Annotated in this window: 18 protein-coding genes and 1 riboswitch; of the genes, 16 read left to right on the forward strand and 2 right to left on the reverse strand. The window is 30.5% G+C overall.

The features are described 5' to 3' along the window. Positions 1-395: 395 nt before the first annotated feature. Positions 396-860 (reverse strand): peroxiredoxin, encoded by a 465-nt coding sequence (locus tag COL3_RS13920; protein WP_008418721.1) that lies wholly within the window; start codon positions 858-860, stop codon positions 396-398. Between the two features lie 177 nt (positions 861-1,037). On the opposite strand from COL3_RS13920, the gene COL3_RS13925 reads away from it, so the two are divergent. The 11 genes from COL3_RS13925 (at position 1,038) to splB (ending at position 13,778) form a co-directional block, all read left to right on the forward strand. Beyond that, positions 1,038-2,795 (forward strand): amidohydrolase, encoded by a 1,758-nt coding sequence (locus tag COL3_RS13925; protein WP_008418722.1) that lies wholly within the window; start codon positions 1,038-1,040, stop codon positions 2,793-2,795. Between the two features lie 207 nt (positions 2,796-3,002). Next, a riboswitch (SAM riboswitch) is annotated at positions 3,003-3,121 on the forward strand. Positions 3,122-3,328: 207 nt separating this feature from the next. After that, complete coding sequence (locus COL3_RS13930) at positions 3,329-4,618, forward strand: O-acetylhomoserine aminocarboxypropyltransferase/cysteine synthase family protein (protein WP_008418725.1); 1,290 nt, start codon at positions 3,329-3,331, stop codon at positions 4,616-4,618. A gap of 250 nt (positions 4,619-4,868) precedes the next feature. Next, positions 4,869-5,162: an EsaB/YukD family protein gene (locus tag COL3_RS13935; protein WP_242982137.1), complete on the forward strand. Its 294-nt coding sequence runs from the start codon at positions 4,869-4,871 to the stop codon at positions 5,160-5,162. A gap of 1 nt (position 5,163) precedes the next feature. Next, complete coding sequence (locus COL3_RS13940) at positions 5,164-6,342, forward strand: ThiF family adenylyltransferase (RefSeq protein WP_008418729.1); 1,179 nt, start codon at positions 5,164-5,166, stop codon at positions 6,340-6,342. Continuing rightward, positions 6,339-8,069: an FHA domain-containing protein gene (locus tag COL3_RS13945; RefSeq protein ID WP_008418731.1), complete on the forward strand. Its 1,731-nt coding sequence runs from the start codon at positions 6,339-6,341 to the stop codon at positions 8,067-8,069. Before COL3_RS13940 ends, COL3_RS13945 begins: the two co-directional genes overlap by 4 nt. A gap of 22 nt (positions 8,070-8,091) precedes the next feature. Then, positions 8,092-8,916, forward strand: coding sequence for a trypsin-like peptidase domain-containing protein (locus COL3_RS13950; protein ID WP_008418733.1), 825 nt, complete (start codon positions 8,092-8,094; stop codon positions 8,914-8,916). Positions 8,917-8,959: 43 nt separating this feature from the next. Continuing rightward, positions 8,960-9,775 (forward strand): RING finger protein, encoded by an 816-nt coding sequence (locus COL3_RS13955; RefSeq protein ID WP_008418735.1) that lies wholly within the window; start codon positions 8,960-8,962, stop codon positions 9,773-9,775. A 102-nt stretch (positions 9,776-9,877) separates the two neighbouring features. Then, positions 9,878-10,744, forward strand: a complete 867-nt coding sequence (locus COL3_RS13960; RefSeq protein WP_008418736.1) for an RING finger protein — start codon at positions 9,878-9,880, stop codon at positions 10,742-10,744. A 17-nt stretch (positions 10,745-10,761) separates the two neighbouring features. Further along, a complete protein-coding gene (locus COL3_RS13965; RefSeq protein WP_008418737.1) occupies positions 10,762-11,814 on the forward strand; it encodes a Mov34/MPN/PAD-1 family protein in 1,053 nt (350 codons plus the stop codon). Between the two features lie 298 nt (positions 11,815-12,112). Beyond that, complete coding sequence (locus COL3_RS13970; protein WP_008418738.1) at positions 12,113-12,625, forward strand: hypothetical protein; 513 nt, start codon at positions 12,113-12,115, stop codon at positions 12,623-12,625. 130 nt (positions 12,626-12,755) lie between these two features. Further along, a complete protein-coding gene (gene splB / locus COL3_RS13975; protein ID WP_035282252.1) occupies positions 12,756-13,778 on the forward strand; it encodes a spore photoproduct lyase in 1,023 nt (340 codons plus the stop codon). A 456-nt stretch (positions 13,779-14,234) separates the two neighbouring features. Here splB and COL3_RS13980 read toward each other — a convergent pair whose 3' ends face one another. Next, positions 14,235-15,215 (reverse strand): LacI family DNA-binding transcriptional regulator, encoded by a 981-nt coding sequence (locus COL3_RS13980; protein ID WP_008418740.1) that lies wholly within the window; start codon positions 15,213-15,215, stop codon positions 14,235-14,237. Positions 15,216-15,699: 484 nt separating this feature from the next. Here COL3_RS13980 and COL3_RS13985 point away from each other — a divergent pair, with 484 nt between their 5' ends. The 5 genes from COL3_RS13985 (at position 15,700) to COL3_RS14005 (ending at position 22,551) form a co-directional block, all read left to right on the forward strand. Beyond that, complete coding sequence (locus tag COL3_RS13985; protein ID WP_008418741.1) at positions 15,700-17,007, forward strand: ABC transporter substrate-binding protein; 1,308 nt, start codon at positions 15,700-15,702, stop codon at positions 17,005-17,007. 250 nt (positions 17,008-17,257) lie between these two features. Continuing rightward, positions 17,258-18,142 carry a sugar ABC transporter permease gene (locus COL3_RS13990; RefSeq protein WP_008418742.1) on the forward strand — a complete coding sequence of 295 codons (885 nt, stop codon included), beginning with the start codon at positions 17,258-17,260 and terminating at the stop codon, positions 18,140-18,142. Next, positions 18,142-18,969, forward strand: a complete 828-nt coding sequence (locus COL3_RS13995) for a carbohydrate ABC transporter permease (RefSeq protein ID WP_008418743.1) — start codon at positions 18,142-18,144, stop codon at positions 18,967-18,969. The genes COL3_RS13990 and COL3_RS13995 overlap by 1 nt, the downstream gene beginning before the upstream one ends. Positions 18,970-18,997: 28 nt before the next feature. Continuing rightward, positions 18,998-20,461, forward strand: a complete 1,464-nt coding sequence (locus COL3_RS14000) for a glycoside hydrolase family 32 protein (RefSeq protein ID WP_008418744.1) — start codon at positions 18,998-19,000, stop codon at positions 20,459-20,461. A 38-nt stretch (positions 20,462-20,499) separates the two neighbouring features. Beyond that, entirely contained in the window at positions 20,500-22,551 is a 2,052-nt protein-coding gene (locus COL3_RS14005; protein ID WP_008418745.1) for a methyl-accepting chemotaxis protein, read from the forward strand. Positions 22,552-22,747 lie beyond the last annotated feature (196 nt).

A 22,747-nucleotide genomic window follows, 5' to 3' on the forward strand; every position in this document is an offset into this window, starting at 1 on the left:
GCCGATGGTACTGCATGGGAGACTGTGTGGCAGAGTAGGACGTTGCGAGGTAATTAATAAAAAGGTAGTCATATTGACTATCTTTTTTACGTTATAAGAAAAAAATCTGTAGCTTTTCTTTAAGTTTAATTATAAGTATATTTATATATTTACAAAATATCTAAGTTAATACCTTAACTAGAAACCATAAATATTTTTGTGAAAAAGACATTTGAAAATGAGCTGTTAAAGATTCTTAGTTGCAGGTTGTGCCATTTCAGCTTGTCACTACTTCTAGTGGGAACATGCTAAAATGGGCACAACCTGCAGCTTAGAACTTTTTATAGTTCTTGGGAACAAAAATATTTATGGTTTCGGTAAGTTACCACTTAAAGATTTTGTATTAATATAAAAACTTATATTGAGCACTTTAGGGTTTCAACATGTCCAGGAACTTTTACTTTTCTGTAAATCCTTGTAATTACTCCATTCTCATCAATTATAAAAGTACTTCTTTCAATTCCTACAGATTTTTTTCCAAACATAGTTTTTTCCTTTAATACACCGTATAGATTACATACTTCTTCCCCTTCATCAGAAAGCAGAATAAAAGGCAAGTCATATTTAGCAATAAACTTATCATGAGCCGATAATGAATCTCTGCTTATACCTAGAATTATAGTGTTTTGTTTGTTAAAATCCTCAATTGAATTCTTGAAATCTTGAGCTTCTTGTGAGCAGCCAGGAGTATTATCTTTGGGATAAAAATAGATAATCACTTTTTTATTTAGATAATCACTTAATTTATGTTCCAGTTTGTCAGATCCAATTAGTGTAAAATCTGGAGCCTTCATTCCTTCTTTTAAAATTAGCTCTTCCATATTCATGCCTCCTAATAATTATTCTTACTAATTATTATCTATAAATACAAACTATCTGTAAAGAGAAAGTAAATATATTTTATAAAATATATAAATAGTGGCAAGAAAGTTTTAGTCAGTGAATATAATAGATTGAATGTCTAAATATATTTTTTGCTAAAAGGAGTGTAGCTCAAAATGGGTATAATTAAAAAATCTTGCAGTAGTGCTCAAAAGATTTTAATTAATGGAGTTATACATAGTATTAATAAAGAGAATAACGTATATGAAGCAATGGCTGTTAAGGATGGGATTATAGCGGCCTTAGGAAGTAATGAAGAGGTGAGAAAGTACTGTACTAATGAAACAGAGGTAATTGATTTAAAATATAGAGTAGTGCTTCCCGGGTTTATTGATGCCCATTGTCATATGCCAGAGAGAATGATGATAAGAAAAGATGAATTATCCCTTTTTGAAATAAGTAATCTCAAGGATTATCTAAAAATAATTCAGAGTTATATTAATTCTCATCCAGAGGAAAAAATCATTTATGGCGTTGGTTGGGAGAATTTTGTTTTCGAACGAGAGGAAGAAAATTCTTATAACTACACGGAAGTATTTAAAGGTCCAAATAAGAAGTGGTTTGAAAAGATAAAAACTAATAAACCTATAGTATTAAAGTCAGCTGATGGCCACTCATTATGGTTAAATGATGAAGCGTTTAAATATTTTGAAATAACTAAGGACACAAAAGTTCCTATTGGAGGGAAAATTGAATTAGATGAACAAGGAGAGCTGTGGGGGATATTAAAGGAAAATGCAATGAGTCTAGTTAATATGGACAAAATTCAAAGTACTAAAAATTATAAACAGTTGGAATACTTAAATAAATTCATAAAATATCAGAATATATTACATTCATATGGAGTAACAACTATAAGTTTAATTGACGATGATATTTTAGAAATTACCCTTGAGCTTTTTAAAAGGTTAGAAAATGAGCAAAAGCTGAAATTAAGGGTAATTCACGGCGTAACTATTAAGCCTCAGAAAATATGTAAGAAAACTATACATGAACAAATGCATCATTTAAAGAGAAACAGTATACTATATAAAACAAAATTGCTTGACATATCAATAACTAAGTTCTTTGCTGATGGTTTTATAGAAAAGATGACAGCATATTTATTTAAGCCCTATGAGTCAATAGAAAGCACCTGTGAAAGCAATGGGATGTTTTTATGGGATTATGATGAATTTAAAGAAGGAATAAAAATGGCAAACAGATTGGATTTTAATGTTTGCGTTCATGCTGCAGGAGATCTTGCCTGTAAGCTGTCCATTGATGCAATAGAATATTCTTATAAAAGTAATTCAAATCATAGATATAGAAATTCATTAACTCGTATGGACTTAATAACTAGATATTATATGAGAAGAATGAAGAGCCTAAATATAAATGCAATTATACAACCATTTTGGTTTTATAAAGATGTAAGCTCCAGTAAGCATGAAGTGCTAGCTATAGGAGAAGAAAGAGCACATAGGCAATATCCGTTAAAATCACTTATTGATGAGGGGATTATTATTGCTGGATCTTCAGATAATGATGCTTTAGAAAATTCTAATCCACTAAAGGCTATAGAATGTTCAACATTAAGAAATATGTATGATTTTATACCTTCAGGATATCCAAAGAAAATTGATATGAACGATACACGTTACAGATTAAATCCTAGGGAAAGAATATCTGCACTTGAATCAATAAAAATGGTTACTATAAATGCAGCATATGTATTAGGAAAGGAAAATGAAATAGGAAGTTTAGAGGTTGGAAAAAGAGCAGATTTCGTAGTATTAGATAGGGACATATTAACTGTAAATCCTTTAGATATATCAAACATTAATATCGAAAGAACTTATTTTAATGGTGAATTAGTATTCTTAAATGAATAAGACTTCATAACCTCTTTAGGTTTACTTTATAAGAGTTTTAAATATTTTAATTAAAATTAGCTGAAAGGTTGATTTTGAAAGGAGATATATAAATGAATTATTTAAAGAAAATTATAAATTATATTGTAAATAGTATTGACAGTCATATATAAAGAATGTATACTTTATATCATAGTAAACAGCTAAGAATAATACAATTTAATATTTATTTTATCAAGAAAGACGGAGGGACTGGCCCTAGGATGTCTGGCAACCTGGATTGAAAGGTAATATGCTTTTAATTTAAGGTGCTAATTCCTGCAGATGTTAAATCTGAAAGATAAGTATGTACATGATTTTTTCGCTACTTTCTTATCTAGAAGGTAGCTTTTTTACTACTTAATTTTGACTAATTATTTGTATATTGCACTATAGATTACAAGGTACATAGGGCTTAAAAATAAATGTTGACAATTTGAAAATGTAGGAGTAAGATACAAATCATAGTAAATATATAAGAAAAATAGAAAATGAAAATGGGGGGCAAAAAAATTATGAGTAACCAAGAAAGAAAATTAAAATTTGAAACATTACAACTTCATGTAGGACAAGAGCAACCAGATCCAGCTACAGACGCTAGAGCAGTACCAATTTATCAAACTACTTCATATGTATTTAGAAATTCAGCACATGCAGCAGCAAGATTTGGACTAGCTGATGCTGGAAATATATATGGACGTTTAACAAACTCTACACAAGATGTTTTTGAAAAACGTATTGCAGCTTTAGAAGGCGGAGTAGCAGCACTTGCAGTAGCTTCAGGAGCAGCAGCAATAACATATGCATTACAAAACATAACTAAAGCAGGAGATCATATAGTAGCAGAAAAAACTATATATGGTGGATCATACAACCTATTAGCACATACATTCCCAACAAATGGTGTTACAACAACATTTGTAGATCCTGATGATTTATCAAATTTCGAAAATGCAATTCAAGAAAATACAAAAGCAATCTTTATCGAATCACTTGGAAATCCAAATTCAAATATTTTAGATGTTGATGCATTGGCAGAAATTGCACATAAACATAAAATTCCGCTAATCGTTGATAATACATTTGGGACTCCATTCCTTTTCAGACCAATCGAACATGGGGCAGACATAGTTGTTCATTCAGCAACTAAATTCATCGGTGGACATGGTACATCATTAGGTGGTGTAATTGTAGATTCAGGAAAATTCGATTGGATAGGTTCAGGAAAATTCCCACAATTAAGCGAAGCAGATCCAAGCTATCATGGAATTAAATTTGCAGAAGCAGTTGGAGCAGCAGCATATGTAACTAGAATCCGTGCAGTTATATTAAGAGATACTGGTGCCTGCATAAGTCCATTTAATGCATTTATATTATTACAAGGGTTAGAAACACTTTCTCTAAGACTTGAACGTCACGTTGAAAATGCATTAAAAGTTGTAGAATTCTTAAAGAATCATCCAAAGGTAGAGAAGGTTAACCATCCATCATTACCAGATAGCGCAGATCATGAACTATACAATAAATATTTCCCTAATGGAGCAGGTTCAATATTTACATTTGAAGTTAAAGGTGGAGCACAAGAAGCTCAAGACTTTATCGATAGATTACAAATCTTCTCTTTACTTGCAAATGTAGCTGATGTTAAGTCATTAGTAATTCACCCAGCAAGCACAACTCACTCACAAATGAATGAAACTGAACTTGCAGAATCAGGAATTAAACCAAACACAGTTCGTCTTTCAATTGGTACAGAACATATTGATGATATAATTTACGATTTATCACAAGCACTTGAAGGCTAAACCTAAGCACAAGTAAATAATAAATAACATAGACTATACAGTATGACCTTTTAATAGATAATTAACCAGGCTAGAAGATAAGCATTCAATGTTTATCTTCTAGTTTTTTTGTCTTAATTGGTTCAAGCTTTTGACTTTTGGTAAATTATGTGTAATAATGAAGTGGAATGGCAAAAAATAACTTATATGTTTATTGAAAGTATAAATATATGTCTATTGCCAATAGAGAGTTAATCATCTGAATAAATATTTGAAAGGATATGATGAAGTTATGGGAAAAGTTAATGTGGTTATTATTGATGCAACTGGAAATAAGGAACAGAAAGTTGGTCTTCCTGATGATATTAAAATAGGTATTATAATGGTTAAACTTATAGAAAAAATAAAGCTTCCATCAATTGGACCTGATGGAAATCCAATTAGTTATAAATTTATTCATAAAGTTTCAGGAAGGCAGCTTTTGGAGACTCAAACACTCTCTGATGCGAAAATAAAAGACGGTGATGTTTTAAGACTTCAACCTGAAATAACTGCAGGTGCATAACATGAGTGAAATTTTAGATTTAGATATTAATGAAAATAGGTATTCAAGACTTGAGCTTATTCCATGGTGGAATCAAGAACTTTTACATAATTCTACTATTATGGTTGTTGGTTCAGGTGCTATTGGAAATGAACTTATTAAAAACTTAGCGTTACTTGGTATTGGAAAAATAGTAATCATTGATATGGATCAAATCGAACAAACAAATTTAACAAGGTCCATATTATTTCGAATGAGTGATGTTGGCAAATATAAAGCTGATGCAGCTGCTGAAAAAGCCATAGAAATAAATCCTGATGTAAAGGCAATTTCATTAAAAGCTAATATTATAACTGACATAGGTTTAGGCGTTTTTAGAAAAATGGATGTTGTTTTAGGAGGTCTTGATAATCGAGAGGCTCGGCTTGCTATTAATCAATCTTGTTATAAGGTGAACAAGCCTTGGATCGATGGAGCAATTGAAGTATTAAATGGTTTTGCAAGAGTTTTTGCACCTCCTGGCCCATGTTATGAATGTACAATGACTGAAACTGATTGGAAGCTAATTAATAAAAGAAAGTCTTGTGCACTTCTTACTCATGAGCAGATTCTTGAAGGAAAAACTCCTACTACTCCAACCTCATCTTCTATAATTGCTGGAGTTCAGGTTCAAGAAATGCTTAAGTTGCTTCATAATGATAGACAATTGCCAACACTTGCTGGAAAGGGATATGTATTTAATGGCCTAACTCATGATTCTTTTATTGTTGAATATCAAAGAAAAGATGACTGCATGAGTCATGATTTATATGAGGATATTAAGGAAATGCCATGGTCTGGGAGGGATATTTCTATTAATGACGTATTAGAGCAGGCAAAAAGGGACTTAGGAGAAGAGGCAATAGTGGAATTTGATAGAGATATTGCAACCACGGCAGTCTGCAGCTGTGGCCATTCAAAAGAAATATTTAATGTAGTAAATAAATTAAGTAATAAAGATATTGTATGTGAAAAATGTGGAAAGATAATGAGATTTGAATCAATTCATTCAGTTTTAGGAGATGAAGATTTTCTTTATAAAAAACTATTCGATATTGGCATTCCTCTTTTTCACATTATTAGTGCAAGACGTGGTTTAAAGTACATTCATTATGAATTATCTAACGATAAGAACGAAGTTTTAGGAGGTTTATTTGAATGAATGCAAGACTTAGGAGAATTGCAGCAGACTATGAAGATATAAAAAAGCACTTTGATGGACACAAATATATAATAGTTGAACCAATTGGACCTGAACCAGCAGAGAAATACAAAATAACCTATTATATTAATGGTATTTATATGATTGAGGAAGGCAAGGTTGAAACTTTAAATAAGCATATTGTTATAATTACTCTACATTCAGAATATCCAAGGTACAAGCCTCTTTGTACAATTGAAACTCCTATATGGCATCCTAACTTCAAAGATGGACAAATCTGCATTGGAGATATATGGGGAGCAGGTGAATCTTTATCAGATATTATTGTAAACATAGGAGACATGATTCAATATAAGTCCTGGAATTCCTATAGTCCTCTTTCAGCAGCTGCTGCTAAATGGGCAATTGCAAACAAGCATCTATTTCCTATTGGAAATATTGATTTGTGGACAGGCGAGGAGGTATCAGGGATTATTCCATCAAATTTTGATATAGATATATTTGATGAAGAGGGAGGAGCAATTAAAGGGGATGAAAGTATTGAGACTATTGATCCTTTGCCAATTGAAGAAGAGATAGTAGAATCGGAAAGTTCTCTAATTGCTGCTACCACAACAGAAAAAATTGAAGAAGAAAATGATTTTGATATTACTGCAGATGAACTTGAAGGTATTGAATTTATACCAACTACTGCAAGAATGCAAAGCAGTCAGCAGGCTGTTGTCCCAAAAGGTGGAAAGATTAATTTTAAAACTATATTTATGAAGGGAATTTTATATGGTTTAATTGGCGGTTTTATTGCCTGGGGAATAGCAGAGATTGCTCCAATTCATACAAAGACAATTCTTGCTTGGAGGGGGCATCCATATGATAGTCTTATGAGTGAGGTAATATCAGGAAAGATTTCTCAAACACAATTTTATGCATTAATAGGAAGTGCGACTCTCATGGAATCTTCATTATTTTCTGCAATAATTGGTGGTCTTATCGGTGCAGTAATGGGAATTGGAGAAGGAATATATTATGGGTCAAAGGAAAAGGCAGTTAAATATGGCTTAATAGGGCTTGGTATAGCACTACTTATTGGTTTGGTAGGAGGATTTTTGGCTCAGTTATTATATTCATCCTTATTATCTGGTGTAAATGAATATACTTCCGAAATATATTTAGCCTTTGTAAGAGCGATTGGCTGGAGTGTTATGGGGGCAGGTGTTGGTGTTGCTATTGGGTTAATCAAGCCTGAGAAAATGAGAGTTATAAATTGTGTCCTTGGAGGTATTGTAGGTGGATTTATTGGTGGCTTTCTATTTAATTTTATAGCAAATTCTGTTAACGCCAGTGGAGGAAATTCAGGAGTAATACCTAGAGCAATAGGTATTATTATTATGGGTGCTTTGGTTGGCTTAGGTATAGGGTTATTAGAACAATTTGCGAAATCTGCATGGTTAAAAGTAATACGCGGTGAGTTTGAAGGTAAGGAATATCTTGTTTTTCAAGGTATAACAAGCATTGGAAACAGCGGTAAAAACACAATTGTTTTATTTAAAGATAAATTAGTTGCTCCAAAGCATTGTGAGATTGTTCAAGAAGGAAATAAATATGTGCTTGTGGACAAGGGGACACCATCAGGAACTCTTGTAAATGGTATAAGAATAGGCAGGCATGTTTTAAAGCAAGGTGATGCAATTTCACTTGGAAATTCTGTTCTTGTTTTTAATACAAAATAATATGTTAGAAAAGGTGATTCGTATGAGAATTAAATATGTAATTATATTTCTAATTTACATGCTCCTACTAATCCCTTGGCCTGCTTTTGCTATAAATTTTGTTCCTGAGGATCTCTTTAATTCAGTTACAGTTGTTTATACCAGTAAAGGTCTTGGAAGTGGATTTGCAATTAATAAAAATATAATTATAACTAATGCACATGTTGTTGAAGATTTTGCTAATGTTTCAGTGAAGTTATACAACGATAAGACTTGTTCTGGAAAGGTAATAAAAATTGATAAAAATGTTGATTTGGCTTTGGTTCAGGTAGATGAAACATTAACACCTCTTAAATTAGCTTCAGAGGACAAGGTGTCTATAGGAAAAGAGGTTTATGCAATTGGAGCACCAAAAGATATTCCATATACGATGACAAAGGGGATAATTTCAGCAAAAAACAGAAAGGTTGGAAATCATGAGTATATCCAAATTGATGCATCAATAAATTCAGGAAATAGTGGCGGCCCTCTTGTTGATGAAAATGGTGAAGTAATAGGAATAAATACAATGAAAATGGTGGATGCAGAGGGAATAGGATTTGCAATTGGAACATCTTATATAAATGATTTTATAAATGGAGTTACACCTAAAGATAGTGTTGCTGAAGAACCAGATAAAGATAATAAAATCATACAAGGAGACCCAGAAACAAATTATAAAAATATAGCTGCCCAAAATGAAAAGTTAAAAATAGCAGTTATTGTTTTGTCAGTATTGCTGTTAATTGCAATATTAACAATATTAAAGCTTCTCATTAAGAAAAAACGAAAAGATAAATATGACTTTGAAATAGAAATCTTGGAGTAAAATCAAAATTTTTATTTATATAAGAATAAGGAGGAACGTAGTAATGAGCTATGTAGGAAAAGTATGTCCTTATTGCAAATCGGAATTTAAAGAAGATGATGAAGTTGTAATATGCAGCGTTTGCGAAATGCCACATCATAAAGAGTGTTGGATTGAAAATAAGGCATGTACTACATTTGGATGTACGGGAACCATTATGGGAACTGGTAATAATAGTGATGGAGTAATCTGTGATAGATGTGGTTTGGTTTATTTTAAAGGTGAAGCTTTTTGTTCAGCTTGTGGAAATGCTCTTAGAAAGTCAGAGCAGCAGGAACAAAATTCTTATACTTTAGGGCAACCGATGCCTTTAAATTATAATCAGTCCCAATATACAAACCCAACACTGTCAAATGCTAATTCATATAATAACGAGTCAAATATTGATATGCAGAATTTTATTGGAAAGAACCTATATTATTTTTTAAATAAATTTCAGGATCTTAATCGTGCTAATGAAAAAGTAAGTTGGAATTGGGCAAGTGCATTTTTGGGTGGATATTGGTATGCATATAGAAAAATGTATTTGAATCAATTAATATTTTATGGAATATGGATTTTGGGCTCATGTATACCATTATTATGGATTGCCACTATCATAGTATCAGGAATGTTCGGTAATTACATATACAAGTGCAATGCAGAAAAACATGTTCAAATAGCTAAGAATATGGATTACCAAATAAAAGAAAGTTATTTGAAGGAAAAGGGAGGAACCAGTAGCGGTGCAGTATGGGCAGTTATTGGCATCAGAGTTGCAATAGTATTTTTAGTAATACTAATGTTCATCCAATTTTCAAAATTTTCAAGAATACATTAAAATAATGTATTTACAAACTTATGAAATAATTATAAAGAGCTTATTTATGAATAATAAAGTTGAATTTTTTTAAGCTTATATAAAACATAGGGGGAATAAATAATGGATTTTACGGGGAAAATCTGCCCTTACTGCAAATCGGAATTTAAAGAGGATGATGATGTTGTAATATGCAGCGTTTGCGAAATGCCACATCATAAGGAGTGTTGGAGTGAAAATAAAGCATGCAGTACCTTTGGATGCACAGGAACTAATATGAGCGCTGTCAGTGATGGTAATAGTAATAGACTGCTCTGCACAAAATGTGGATCAGCTTATAAAGAAGGGGATAAGTTTTGTTCCACTTGTGGAAATATAATTTTAAAACCTGAGCAGCAGCAACAATATACATTTGTTTCAACGCAAGGACAATCTTTTAACTACAATGAGCCTCAAGATACAAATCAAACAATAGGTACCTATTATAATCAACCCAATGTAGCCGTAAACACAGACGAAGATATATTTGCTTTCATTGGGAAAAATCAAGAATATTATTTTAATAAATTTCAAAAATTTAATCTTAATAATAGTAAAGTAAGCTGGAATTGGGCGAGTGCATTTTTAGGTGCATATTGGTATGCATATAGAAAGATGTTTTTATTTCAATTTTTATATTATGTAATATACCTTTTTGGTACATTTTTTATAGGTATGTTAATAGGTGGAGTATTTATAGTAACAAGAAATACTAATCATGCTCTTTTTGCAATGTTCGCTTTATTAGTTTTGTTTGGACCTTTTTTGATTTCAGGAATGTTCGGAAATATAATATATAAGTATCACGTTGAGCAACATCTAAAGAAAGCAGGATATATGGATGCTTATATGAAGCAAAATTATCTGATAAAAAAAGGTGGCACCAGTGGTATTGCAGTACTGGTGCTTATTGGTATTAGCTTATTGCTCAGAGTTCTTGGTAATTTATAACGATGAGGTGAATATAAATGAAAGAAATTGAAATTTTAGAAGATGAAAAAATTACTGAGCATAATGAAACTATTAAACTTCCTACTAATTTCATTACTATTGGAAATGTAGAGGTTGATGACGTTAAAATTTATATTAAGCAAGATGTATATAAGAAAATAGAAAAGTTTTCAAAAAAAGATACAACTCGTGAATGTGGAGGAATTTTAATAGGTGATTATGCTGAAATTAATAATAAAAAGAATGTAATAATTTCTGCATTCATTGAAGCAAAGTATACTGATGCATCAGCTTCAACTTTAACTTTTACTCATGAAAGCTGGAATTATATTCACAGTGAGCAAAAGAAATTATATCCTACAGAAAAAATTTTAGGCTGGCAGCATACACATCCTGGTTATGGAATATTTTTATCTAACTATGACATTTTCATTCAAGAAAACTTCTTTAATTTATCATGGCAGATAGCATATGTTGTTGATCCAAAAGCAGAAATAAGAGGTTTCTTCCAATGGAAAAATAGCAAAGTAGAAAAAACTAGTGGGTTTTATATTTTTGATGATATTGGGAAAAAAATCGAAATAAAGCAGGCAAAAGCCACAGAAAAAAGTAAAGTGAAAATTAATTTATTTTCTCTAATAATGACATTTTTAACAGTTATTTTATTTGTATTGACACTATACTTTGGAATGGAGAAGCTTAATATTACAAAGAAAATTGATGAACTGGTTTCTGCTAACGCTAAAATAACTGAAGAAAAAAATGAACTTGCAGAAAAATTACAACAAAGTAATGAGTTAGTTCAAAAGGAACAACAAGATAATAAATTAGCTCAAAATGCACAGCAAAATGATAATGCTTCAAAAGTACTGGCGCAATCAGATAAAGATACTGATGGAGTTATAAAAATGAAAGCATGCATAATAAAAAGTGGCGACACCTTAAATAATATTTGTACTACTAATAATATTGATTACAATAAAAACAAATCCAAAATTCTAAAAATAAATCGAATTACAGATGAAAATAAGATCTATTCTGGAGAAACAGTATATTTGCCATTAGACTAGAAGTCTGGGTATCTATTTATTATAAGAGCTAATGTGTTAAATTAAGCAATATTAGCTCTTTTTCCCATTCTAATAATTATATGATATAATGAATTGAAAAGAGAAATTCTACATATCATTTGTAGAAAGGAGTAAAATATTCAAAGTGCTTAACGTTAACAATATAGTAATAGTGCTACTTAATGGTATTAAGTCTAAAATATAGTGTGGATTTAGAGAGCTCTATTTTGGGAAGAATAAAATAAGGCTCTTCTTAATAAAAATTTTAAACTATTAACGATAAAAAGGGAGAATAAACATGAAAAAAGATAATAACTACTTATCAATAATTATAATAATAGCGGCTACATGCTTTAGTTTATTTATTATTGCACAAAATTTTCTATCACAAACTAATGAAGGGAGAGTTGGAGCAGCTTTACCATTAATAATTCCGGCATTGGCTTTACTAATTCCTTTGATTGCGGTGTCAATAATAATGATCTTTAGAGAAGCAAAGTATAGAAGAATTAGAGCTAATGGTGTACAAAGTGCTGGTTTTATTAAGAAAGCAACAGAAACAGGAAATTATATAAAGAAGCAGCCTGAAGTTAAGCTGGAGCTCAATGTTTTAGATGAGAATGGAAATGCATATTCAGGTGAATTAACAACAATTGTACATTTTGCAGAATTAGAGTTACTTAAAGAAGGAGAACCTATTCCTGTTATTTATAACATTAATAATAAAAACGAAATTACTATAGACAAAAAGCCAGACGTAAGGAAGTTTAGAGAACAAATTGAAAACTATAAGGCAAAAGGCAATGCTTAAGAATTAAAATTAAAATTAGGTATAGATATTATTATTTTTTGTAAATACTAAGCTTATATAAAGCAAACACATAGTAAACAAAAGGGAGGAACTAGGAGCCAGCTGATTTATGCTGGTTCTTATAATAATTATGTTTATACCTAGAAGAATTATATTTGAAAAAGACTCATTAAATTATGAAATAGGCAAAAATATTCTAAAGGAGTTTGAAAGCAAAAATAATATTGAAATTATTAATTTAACTTCAAACAAATTAAAGCAGCATATTCCTGGGGAAGATATTTATTCCCAATACAGAGAGGGAAAGAAGACATTAGTTGTTGGAACTAAGAAAAGTTTGAAATTTCAGTCCTGTAAACCATCAGCCCACTATCAATTGCCGCTAATTTCAGGATGTATGGGACAATGTGAATATTGTTATTTAAATACAAAGCTTGGAGATAAGCCATTTGTAAAAGTTCATGTAAATATTGATGAGATTCTTAGTCAAGCTGATAAATACATAAAGGAAAGATTGCCAAACATAACTATCTTTGAAGGTGCAGCTACATCTGATCCTATACCTGTGGAGCCGTATACCCATTCTTTAGAAAAAGCTATAGTTTTCTTTGGAAGCAATGAAAATGCTAGGTTTAGGTTTGTAACAAAATATAATGATATAGATTCCTTGCTTGATTTAAAGCATAATGGTCATACAGAAATAAGATTTAGCATTAATACTGCTACAGTTATAGATCAATACGAACACGCCACTGCTTCTAGGGATTTAAGGATAGAAGCAAGCATGAAAGCGGCTGAAGCAGGATACCCAATAGGATTTTTAATTGCACCTGTATTTCTCTATCCTAATTGGAAAGAAGATTATCATGATTTGTTATTAAAATTAAGTGAGAAACTTCCAAAGGATTTAAAAGTACCAGTAACCTTTGAGATAATATCTCATAGATATACTACAACAGCTAAAAATATAATACTTCAAGTATTTCCAGAAAGTAAGCTACCAATGAACGATGAAGAACGTAAATTCAAATATGGTCAATTTGGATATGGAAAGTATGTATATCAAAAAGAAAATATAGATGAGATAAAGGAATTTTTTATAAAAGAGATAGAAGAATTATTTGAAAATAAAGAAGTGAAGTATGTGATATAATTATGTGCAAATTCAAGGGCAGTAAACACAATGTTTAGTGCCCTTTTCACATTATTAAGAAAGTATAAATAATAATACCAGACATATGCCCATATTTTCATAAAAATTAAAATAGAAGATTATGTGGTACTGGTACCCTAAACTATTTATTAATAATACTTATATATTTTGAAATTTATAATTGATAATTAAAATAAAGAAATTCAAATGATCTAAATGATTAAATAGACGTTTTTGAAGCTTAAATATAATAAATTTTTTATTTATACAAAGTACTTGACATGATGAATGCGGAACTGGTATCATAGCTTGTGTAAACGATTTTCAAATAATATAACTCGGAGGAGGGTATGAAGTTTTTGTATAAATGGAGGATGCAAAAAATGTATATGTCAATCAATTAACATATACATTCTGGTTTTAGGTATTAGTATTGTCTAAAATACTTTTAGTAAATTAGGTTGTTTGCCCTTGAGATAGCATTACAGGCAATTTTATGTCGTTAGGAATCATAGTGTTATTGTTGTTGATAAGGTATAGCAGAGTTGAAACTGCTGAATTTGCAATGTCTCTTATAGGCTGTTTAATTGTCGTAAGCACTGGAGCTATAACACTACCTATAGCAATTCCATCATAGCCTATAATTTTTACATCATCAGGTATTTTAAGGTTACGTGATGATAATTCCTTTATTACTGCAAATGCTATTGTGTCTACAGCAAATATGCCATCGACCTTTGGATTAGAATCTAAAGCTGTTTTTATAAAAGGCAGATAATTTTCAAATGAAAAGAAATTCACTGGGAATTCAATATCAATGCAATTAATATTGTTTTCTTTCATTATTTTAGAGAAGGTGAAGCATTTTTCATTTGCAGGTGTAGCTACTTGTTTATTTCCTACAAATTGAAGAATATTTTTGCAGCCTAGGCGCATAAATTCATTAGCGGCTAAGTAACCGCCTTGCGCATGATCAGCGGATATTACAGGTATGTTTTTTCCAAGGAATCTATCCAAAGCAACAATTGGAAGTTTTAACTTTGTATATTCTTCTAATTTCAAAGTATGACTGCCGATGATTATGCCATCAACTTGATTTCTTTGTAGCATAGCTATGTATTCTTTTTCCCGAATGCAATTGTTACTTGCATTACACAATAATAATTTGTAACCATTCATATATAAAGCTTCTTCTATATGTTTTGCTTCTTCTGCATAAAATGGAATGCTTACGTCAGGCAATATTAGTCCGATTAAATTAGATTTTTTTGTATATAAACTTTTAGCCATTTCATTTGGATGATAATTTAATTCTTCCATGGCATCATATACTTTTTTTCTTGTTTCTTCAGAGATATAACCTCTATTGTTCATAATTCTAGATACTGTAGTTACTGAAACACCAGCGTGATTAGCAACGTCCTTTATATTAGGCAAAAAATCACTTCCTTACGTATTAAAAAAATAGCTATATTAAATATAACTTGAAAAAGAGAAAAAATCTATAGCAACATGTTAACATATATTAACATAAAATTATTTTAAAAAATAATTATATATAAATTTAACAATGTGCAGAATTTAATCTGAAATTAAATTTTATTTTGCATAGTGCCTGTATAATAAGAGGAATTTGAAAATTAGATTATAATAACAAGATATATTTGATTTACATTAATTATAAAAAAATTAAAAAAAATATATGATAACCCGTTGACATATAGTTAATATAAGAATATAATAATTTCAACAGGTAAATGTTTTCAAAAGTAAATTAATGATTAAATTTTGGTATTTGTAGTTTTCCCATTCCGGGAGAATTAGGATTGGAGAAAATTATTAATATATAATTTCAAAGAAATGATTAAATTAAAGTTTGTTTTACACTTTTAATTTAATCCAATAAAATGGGGGGAATATTATGAAAAAGTCAAAATTGGTATCTATTCTAACAACAGTTGTTTTAACAGTTTCTTTATTAGCTGGTTGTGGTTCTAGCAGCGTAAGTACAACTGGTGATAAAGGTTCTTCAGGAAAAAATGTTAAAATAACATTTCTTAACACAAAAGGGGAAATTGCAACTCAATTAGAAGATGCAACAAAAGCTTTTACAAAAGAAAATCCTAATATAACAGTAGATATTGTCCAAGCCGGTGCGGGAGAATCACCATTCCAAAAGGTATCTTCTATGTATGCAGCTGGAAACGCACCATCTCTAAGTATGCTTGACCCTAATGACATTCCTAAGTTTGCTGATAAGTTTGCAGATTTATCATCTGAGAAATGGGTTAAAGATGCAACAGCAGGAAGTTTAGATGCAGCTAAAATAGACGGAAAGCAAGTGGGCTTCCCATTATCAATCGAGGGATTTGGATTAATATATAACAAAACAGTACTAGATAAAGCTGGAGTAGATCCAACTACTATTAAAACGACTAAAGATTTAGAAGCTGCGTTCCAAAAAATACAAGGTATTGGAGTATCACCTATGGTTCTTTCGCCAATGGATTGGTCACTTGGAGCACATTTCTTACCAATAGCGTATTTAGATCAATCAAAAGATGCTGGAGCAGCAGATAAATTTGTACAAGATATAAAAGCTGGAAAAGTTGATTTAAACAGTAATGCTGTATTCAACGGTTTGATGTCAACTTTTGATGTTTTAAAAGCAAATAATATTGATAAGGCAGCACCACTAGCTGGAACTTATGAAAAAGCACCTGAGTATTTAGGTACTGGTAAGGCGGCTTTCTGGTTTATGGGTAACTGGGCATGGCCACAAATCAAAGAATTTGATCAAGCTAATGGACAGTACGGATTTATACCAGTTCCAATAAGTAACAATGCAGATGATTACGGTAATTCACAAATATATGCAGGACCAGCTAAATTTATTGGTGTAGATACTAAAAATAATGATGCGGACCAACAAGCAGCAGCAAAGAAGTTCTTAGAATGGTTAGTATATAGCGATAATGGTCAAGATTTCTTAGTTAATAAAGCTAATTTAATTCCAGCTTTCTCTAATGTTAAATTAGAAATCGCTGATCCTCTTGGAAAATCAATAAAGAAATACATGGAAGACAAAAAAGTTATAGCACCTATGACAACATTACCAGGAGATCATTGGGCACAAAATGGAGGCTCAATGCAAAAATATCTTGATGGTAAGAGCGATAAGGCAGCTTTAGCTACTGATATTCAAAATTACTGGAAGAACGTTAAATAATAACATAATAAAATAACGGATAGGCGTGTTTATGAATATCCGTTAGGCACATGAAATAAAATAACAAGTCCAAGTGCGATGTATATTTTTCATCAGACAAGGAGGTATGTTTACCTCATAGTGTGGACTATTAGGTGAATATGCCGACGAAGTATGGTGGAAAATAGACTAGCATATTGATTTGTTATTTTTTTGAATGTGCCTTATTTAATATAAGGATATAAAAAGTTTTATAGAAGGAGTAGTGGGTATGACAAACGAAAAAAGCTTTTTGGGTAAATTAAGAACATATCTTGTATATGCAGGGCCAGGTACGTTTGCATTTTTTACGGTCATGATTATACCGTTTTTATACGGTATTTATTTAACTTTTACAAATTGGAACGGTGTATCAGATGTTCATAATTTTATTGGATTTCAGAATTATTCAGAAGTATTTAAAGATGGAGTGTTTTGGAATTCCTTGTGGTTAACATTTAAATATGCCATTGCAGCTGTAATACTTATGAATGTAATAGCATTTTTACTCGCATATGCATTAACAAGTGGAATGAAAGGTCAAAATTTTTATAGGGCTGGATTCTTTACACCAAACCTTATTGGCGGAATAATTCTTGGGTTCATTTGGCAATTCGTATTTTCAAATATATTAGTTTATATAGGTAATAATTTTCATATTGCGATTTTTTCAAGTTCATGGCTTGCAGATCCCAATAAAGCACTTTGGACTCTAATAATTGTAACAGTTTGGCAATATTCAGGATATTTAATGATTATTTATGTTGCTGGCTTTATGAATGTTCCAAGTGATATTTTAGAAGCTGCAAGTATAGATGGCGCAAATGGTTTTAGAAAACTTATAAGTATAACACTTCCTATGATGATTCCATCCTTTACAGTTTGCTTATTTTTAAGTTTGCAAAGAAGTTTCATGGTTTATGATGTGAATCTTTCACTTACCAAGGGTGGACCTTACCAGGCTACTGAAATGATATCAATGCATGTTTATAATAAGGCATTTTTATCACAACAATATGGCGTTGGACAAGCAGAAGCCTTTGTTTTATTTTTAATAGTTGCGGCAGTATCATTATTTCAAGTGTATACAACTAAGAAGATGGAGGTAGAAGCATAATGAAAAATAAGAGATTAATTGCAAATATTATAAAGTATATAGTTATATCAGGTCTTCTACTTGTATATATAGTACCATTTATCTTTGTGTTAATAAATTCCTTTAAAGCTAGAAAGGATGTAGTTGCCAATCCATTAGCATTGGCAAGTGATTTTAAATTTTCTAATTATATTGATGCTTTTGAAAAGATGAACTATGGACATGCGTTTATTAATACATTAATTATAACTGTTCTAAGTGTGCTTATAATAATTATATTTTCTTCGATGACTGCTTATATATTAGTTAGAAAAGATTGGAAACTTAATAAGGTTATATTTTTTGCAATGGTTTTATCTATGATTATACCATTCCAGGGAATAATGATACCTTTAGTATCTATTTATGGTTCAATGGGAATGCTTAATACAAAGTGGGCATTGATTTATATGTATTTAGGCTTTGGAATGTCTCTAGCAGTATTTATGTATCATGGATTTATTAAAAGTATACCAGTAGAGTTAGAAGAGGCTGCTATGATAGATGGAGCTTCAAGATTTCAAACTTTTTGGCAAATAGTATTTCCTATTATGAAGCCTATAACTATGACTATAACTACCCTAGATGTGTTATGGATATGGAATGACTTCTTATTACCATCATTAATATTAATAGCTCCAAATGAAAGAACTCTACAACTATCAACATACGCTTTTAATGGTACTTATACTACAGATTATGGTTTATCAATGTCAGCTTTAATGTTATCAATACTTCCAGTATTAATAATTTACTTGTTCTTACAAAAGAGTATTATAGGTGGGGTTTTACAAGGGTCTATAAAATAAAAAAATGTGTTTTGCAGGAGATAAAAAAATGTACAGCAATAAAAAAAGAGAGGCAGATCAATATATTAAAAATAATAAGCATAAGATAAATGATCAATATAGACTTAACTATCACTTAATGGGTGAATATGGATGGATTAATGATCCTAATGGTTTTATTCAATATAAGGATAAGTATCACTTGTTTTATCAACATAACCCATATGAAGCAGTTTGGGGGCCTATGCATTGGGGACATGCTGTAAGTGAGGATTTAATAAAGTGGGATTATCTGCCTATAGCTTTGGCGCCAGATAAAGATTTTGATAGAAATGGATGCTTTTCTGGAAGTGCAATAGAAAAGGATGAAAAACTATATCTTATGTATACTGGTCATATAACTACAGGGCCTGATGAAAAAGAGGATTATAAGCAGGTTCAGTGTTTAGCATATTCTGAAGATGGAATTGATTTTATAAAGCATGAAAGTAATCCAGTGATAGATACAAAGCAAGTTCCAAAGAATTCATCTTCAAAAGATATACGTGATCCTAAAACATATAAAGTAGGGGAGTTCTATTACACGTTTTTAGGTTCCAATAATAATTGCGGAGAAGGACAAGTTTTGATGTTTAAATCAAAAGACTTGATAAATTGGGATTTTGTTAATGTTACAGCAAAAAGTCATGGAGATCTAGGTGAAAATTGGGAGTGTCCAGATTTATTTTCGCTGCAAGATAAAGAGGTTCTTATTGTATCTCCACAGTATTTTAAAGACCAGAATGGTGAGTTAACAAATATATATTCATGTGTGTATATGGTTGGAAATTTAGATTATAAATTAGGGGAATTTAAATATGATAGGTTCTCTCCAGTTGACTATGGATTTAACTTTTACGCCCCCCAAACAACAATGGATAGTAAGGGTAGAAGAATTATGGTCGGTTGGATGACTATGTGGGAAAAGGAATATCCTACATATAGCAAGAGTCATAATTGGGCTGGAGCTATGACGATTCCAAGGGAAGTAATTCTAAAAGATACTAAATTATATTTTAGGCCAGTTGAGGAAATTGAGAATTATAGAGTTAATGAAGTTGTTTTAAAGGACTTGAAGATAAGTGGAGATAAGAAACTTGATATTATTGGAGATAGCTATGAACTTGAGATAGTTTATGATGCTAAGGAAGCCGATGAATTTGGCTTAAAATTAAGAGTAAGTGATCAGGAAGAAACAGTTTTATCATATAGGAAAAAAGATAGACAATTTATATTTAATATTGATAAGTCTGGTATTGGACCTAAGGGTGAAAGAAGAGCAGAAGTTGATTTAATAAATAACAAATTAAGACTCCGTATATTTGTTGATAAATGTTCAATAGAAGTGTTTGTTAATGATGGAGAGAAGGTAATGACAAGCCTCATATATCCAAGTGAAGATGCTGTTGGTATTAAAGTGTTTTCAAAGGGAGAGTCAAGTATAGAAATTCTTAGGAAATGGGATATAAAATAATTTGCTGCTTTACATTTAGAAATAGGAGATGAATAAATATGGAAAATTTGATGAAGCTCCTTAAGAAAAGAAAAAAAATAACCATTAAAATATCAGGGAAAATAATAACTAAATTAATAGTTACATTTTTGATAATAGCTATATTGCCAATACTAATAGTTGGAAGTTTCTCATATATCGTAGCTGAGAGAACAGTTGAAAAAAAAGTAGCTGCTTTTTCAGAACAATTGTTAAATCAGATTAATATGAATGTTACTTCGTTTATTAATGAATATGTTAACAAGACGACTTTAGTTATAACAAATTCAAATTTAGCAGATTTAATGAAGGATATAAATAATAATAGTTATTCCTATGATAGTATGCAAAAAAGCAAAGAGGCAGAAGGGATTCTTAAATCTATAGCTAACTCTGATGGGAATATTTCAACTTTTTGTATTATTCAGCAAGATGGTAAAATCTTAGGCACTGTGGATTCCCATTCCCAGGATTATATTAAGAATAAATTAAGAAATTCTCAATTATATGATGAAATAAGAAAAAATGAAGATAAAATATACTGGATTACAGGAATTAATGATAATTCTGAGATATTTCTAATGAGAGAATATAAGGATACAATTAGAAAAAGTGATAATGGTATATTAATTATGTCTATAAAAGTAAATGCTTTTAAAAATCTTTTTGAAAAAATGAATTTAGATAAGAATAATAATGTTCAGATAGTAGATGAAAATAAAAATGTCATTTTTAATATTGATGATAAAGATATTAGTAGCGATACTTTAAGCAATACTATAAATGATGTATATAGTAAGGAGTCATATGGAAATTTCATAAAAGATAATAACTTAATTACATTCAGCTCTTGTAATAATGGCTGGAAGATAATATCTGAGGTTCCAATGAATTCGCTTATTAATGATATCAAATTATCTGGAGTCTTTACACTAATAATAGGAATAGTATGTGGAATTATAGCAATAGTAATTGGTTTATATATAGCACGTGGAATAATTAAGCCAATTAACACTATAATGAAGCTAATGAAAAAAGCAGAAGATGGAGATTTAACTGTAATATTAGATTATAAAAAACTTGATGAAATAGGGAATTTAAGTAGTAGCTTTAATATAATGATTAGAAAAATAAAAGAGCTTATAGGAGAGGTAAGCCAAGTGTCCAATAAGGTTTTAAAAAATGTTGAAGATTTAGCCGAAATTTCAGTGGAATCAGCCGAAGCTACAAAACAAATCTCTATGGCCATTGGGGAAATAGCAACAGGCTCAACAGAACAAGCAAAAGGTTCTAGTGAAGCTATAGATCAAATAAGAATTTTAGCTCAAAAAATAGATGTTGTTATAGAAAGTACAGAAAAGGTTAAGGATATTTCTATTGACACAAAAGAAATTGGAAATACTTCTATTTCGGTAGTTAGAGAATTAAAGGAAAGGACTAGACAGTCAGTGTCAATGGTTCAGGAAATAAATACGGACATATATGATTTAAATAATAGTTCTAAAGAAATAGAGAAAATAATTGAAGTAATAAAATCAATTAGTGATCAAACAAATCTTTTATCTTTAAATGCATCTATTGAAGCAGCCAGAGTTGGTGAGGCAGGTAAAGGTTTTGCAGTGGTTGCTAATGAAATAAAAAAATTGTCTGAGCAGTCAAAAGAAGCAACTATGATGATATCTAAAATTATTAATAATATTCAAAATAAGACTAGCAATACTGTTGATTTAGTTCAGCAGGCAAATGAGATATTTGATAAACAAGAAGAATCTGTAAAGAATACGGATTGTGCTTTTAGAAATATCGTAGAATCAACAGAGAATATATCATTACAGGTAGAAAATGTCACACTTGTGATGAATGATATAAATAGTTTTAAAGAGCAAATGATTAAAGCTGTAGAAAATATTTCTGTTCTTGCAGAGGAATCATCTGCAGCAACAGAAGAAGTTTTAGCTTCAGTTGAAGAGGAAAATTTATCAGCTCAAGAATTAGCTTCTTTATCGAATGAATTGTATGAAGCTGTTCAGAATCTCAATAATTCTATACACAGGTTTAAAATACAAGAATAGGTTCAAAGATATTCTTATAATTTTAAGGCAAAGAAAATTGTAGTTAAATATTAAAAAGATATGAAAATTATAGAATAAGTTGATTAGGTTATAGAACTTTAGTGAGAAATTTTATATGTAAGAAGGAGAAATAGAAATGGATAAAATAAAAAATGAAATTATGCTAATAACTTATGCAGATAGTTTAGGAAAGAAT

The organism is Clostridium sp. LS, assembly GCF_002760435.1.
Taxonomy (GTDB): Bacteria; Bacillota; Clostridia; order Clostridiales; family Clostridiaceae; genus Clostridium.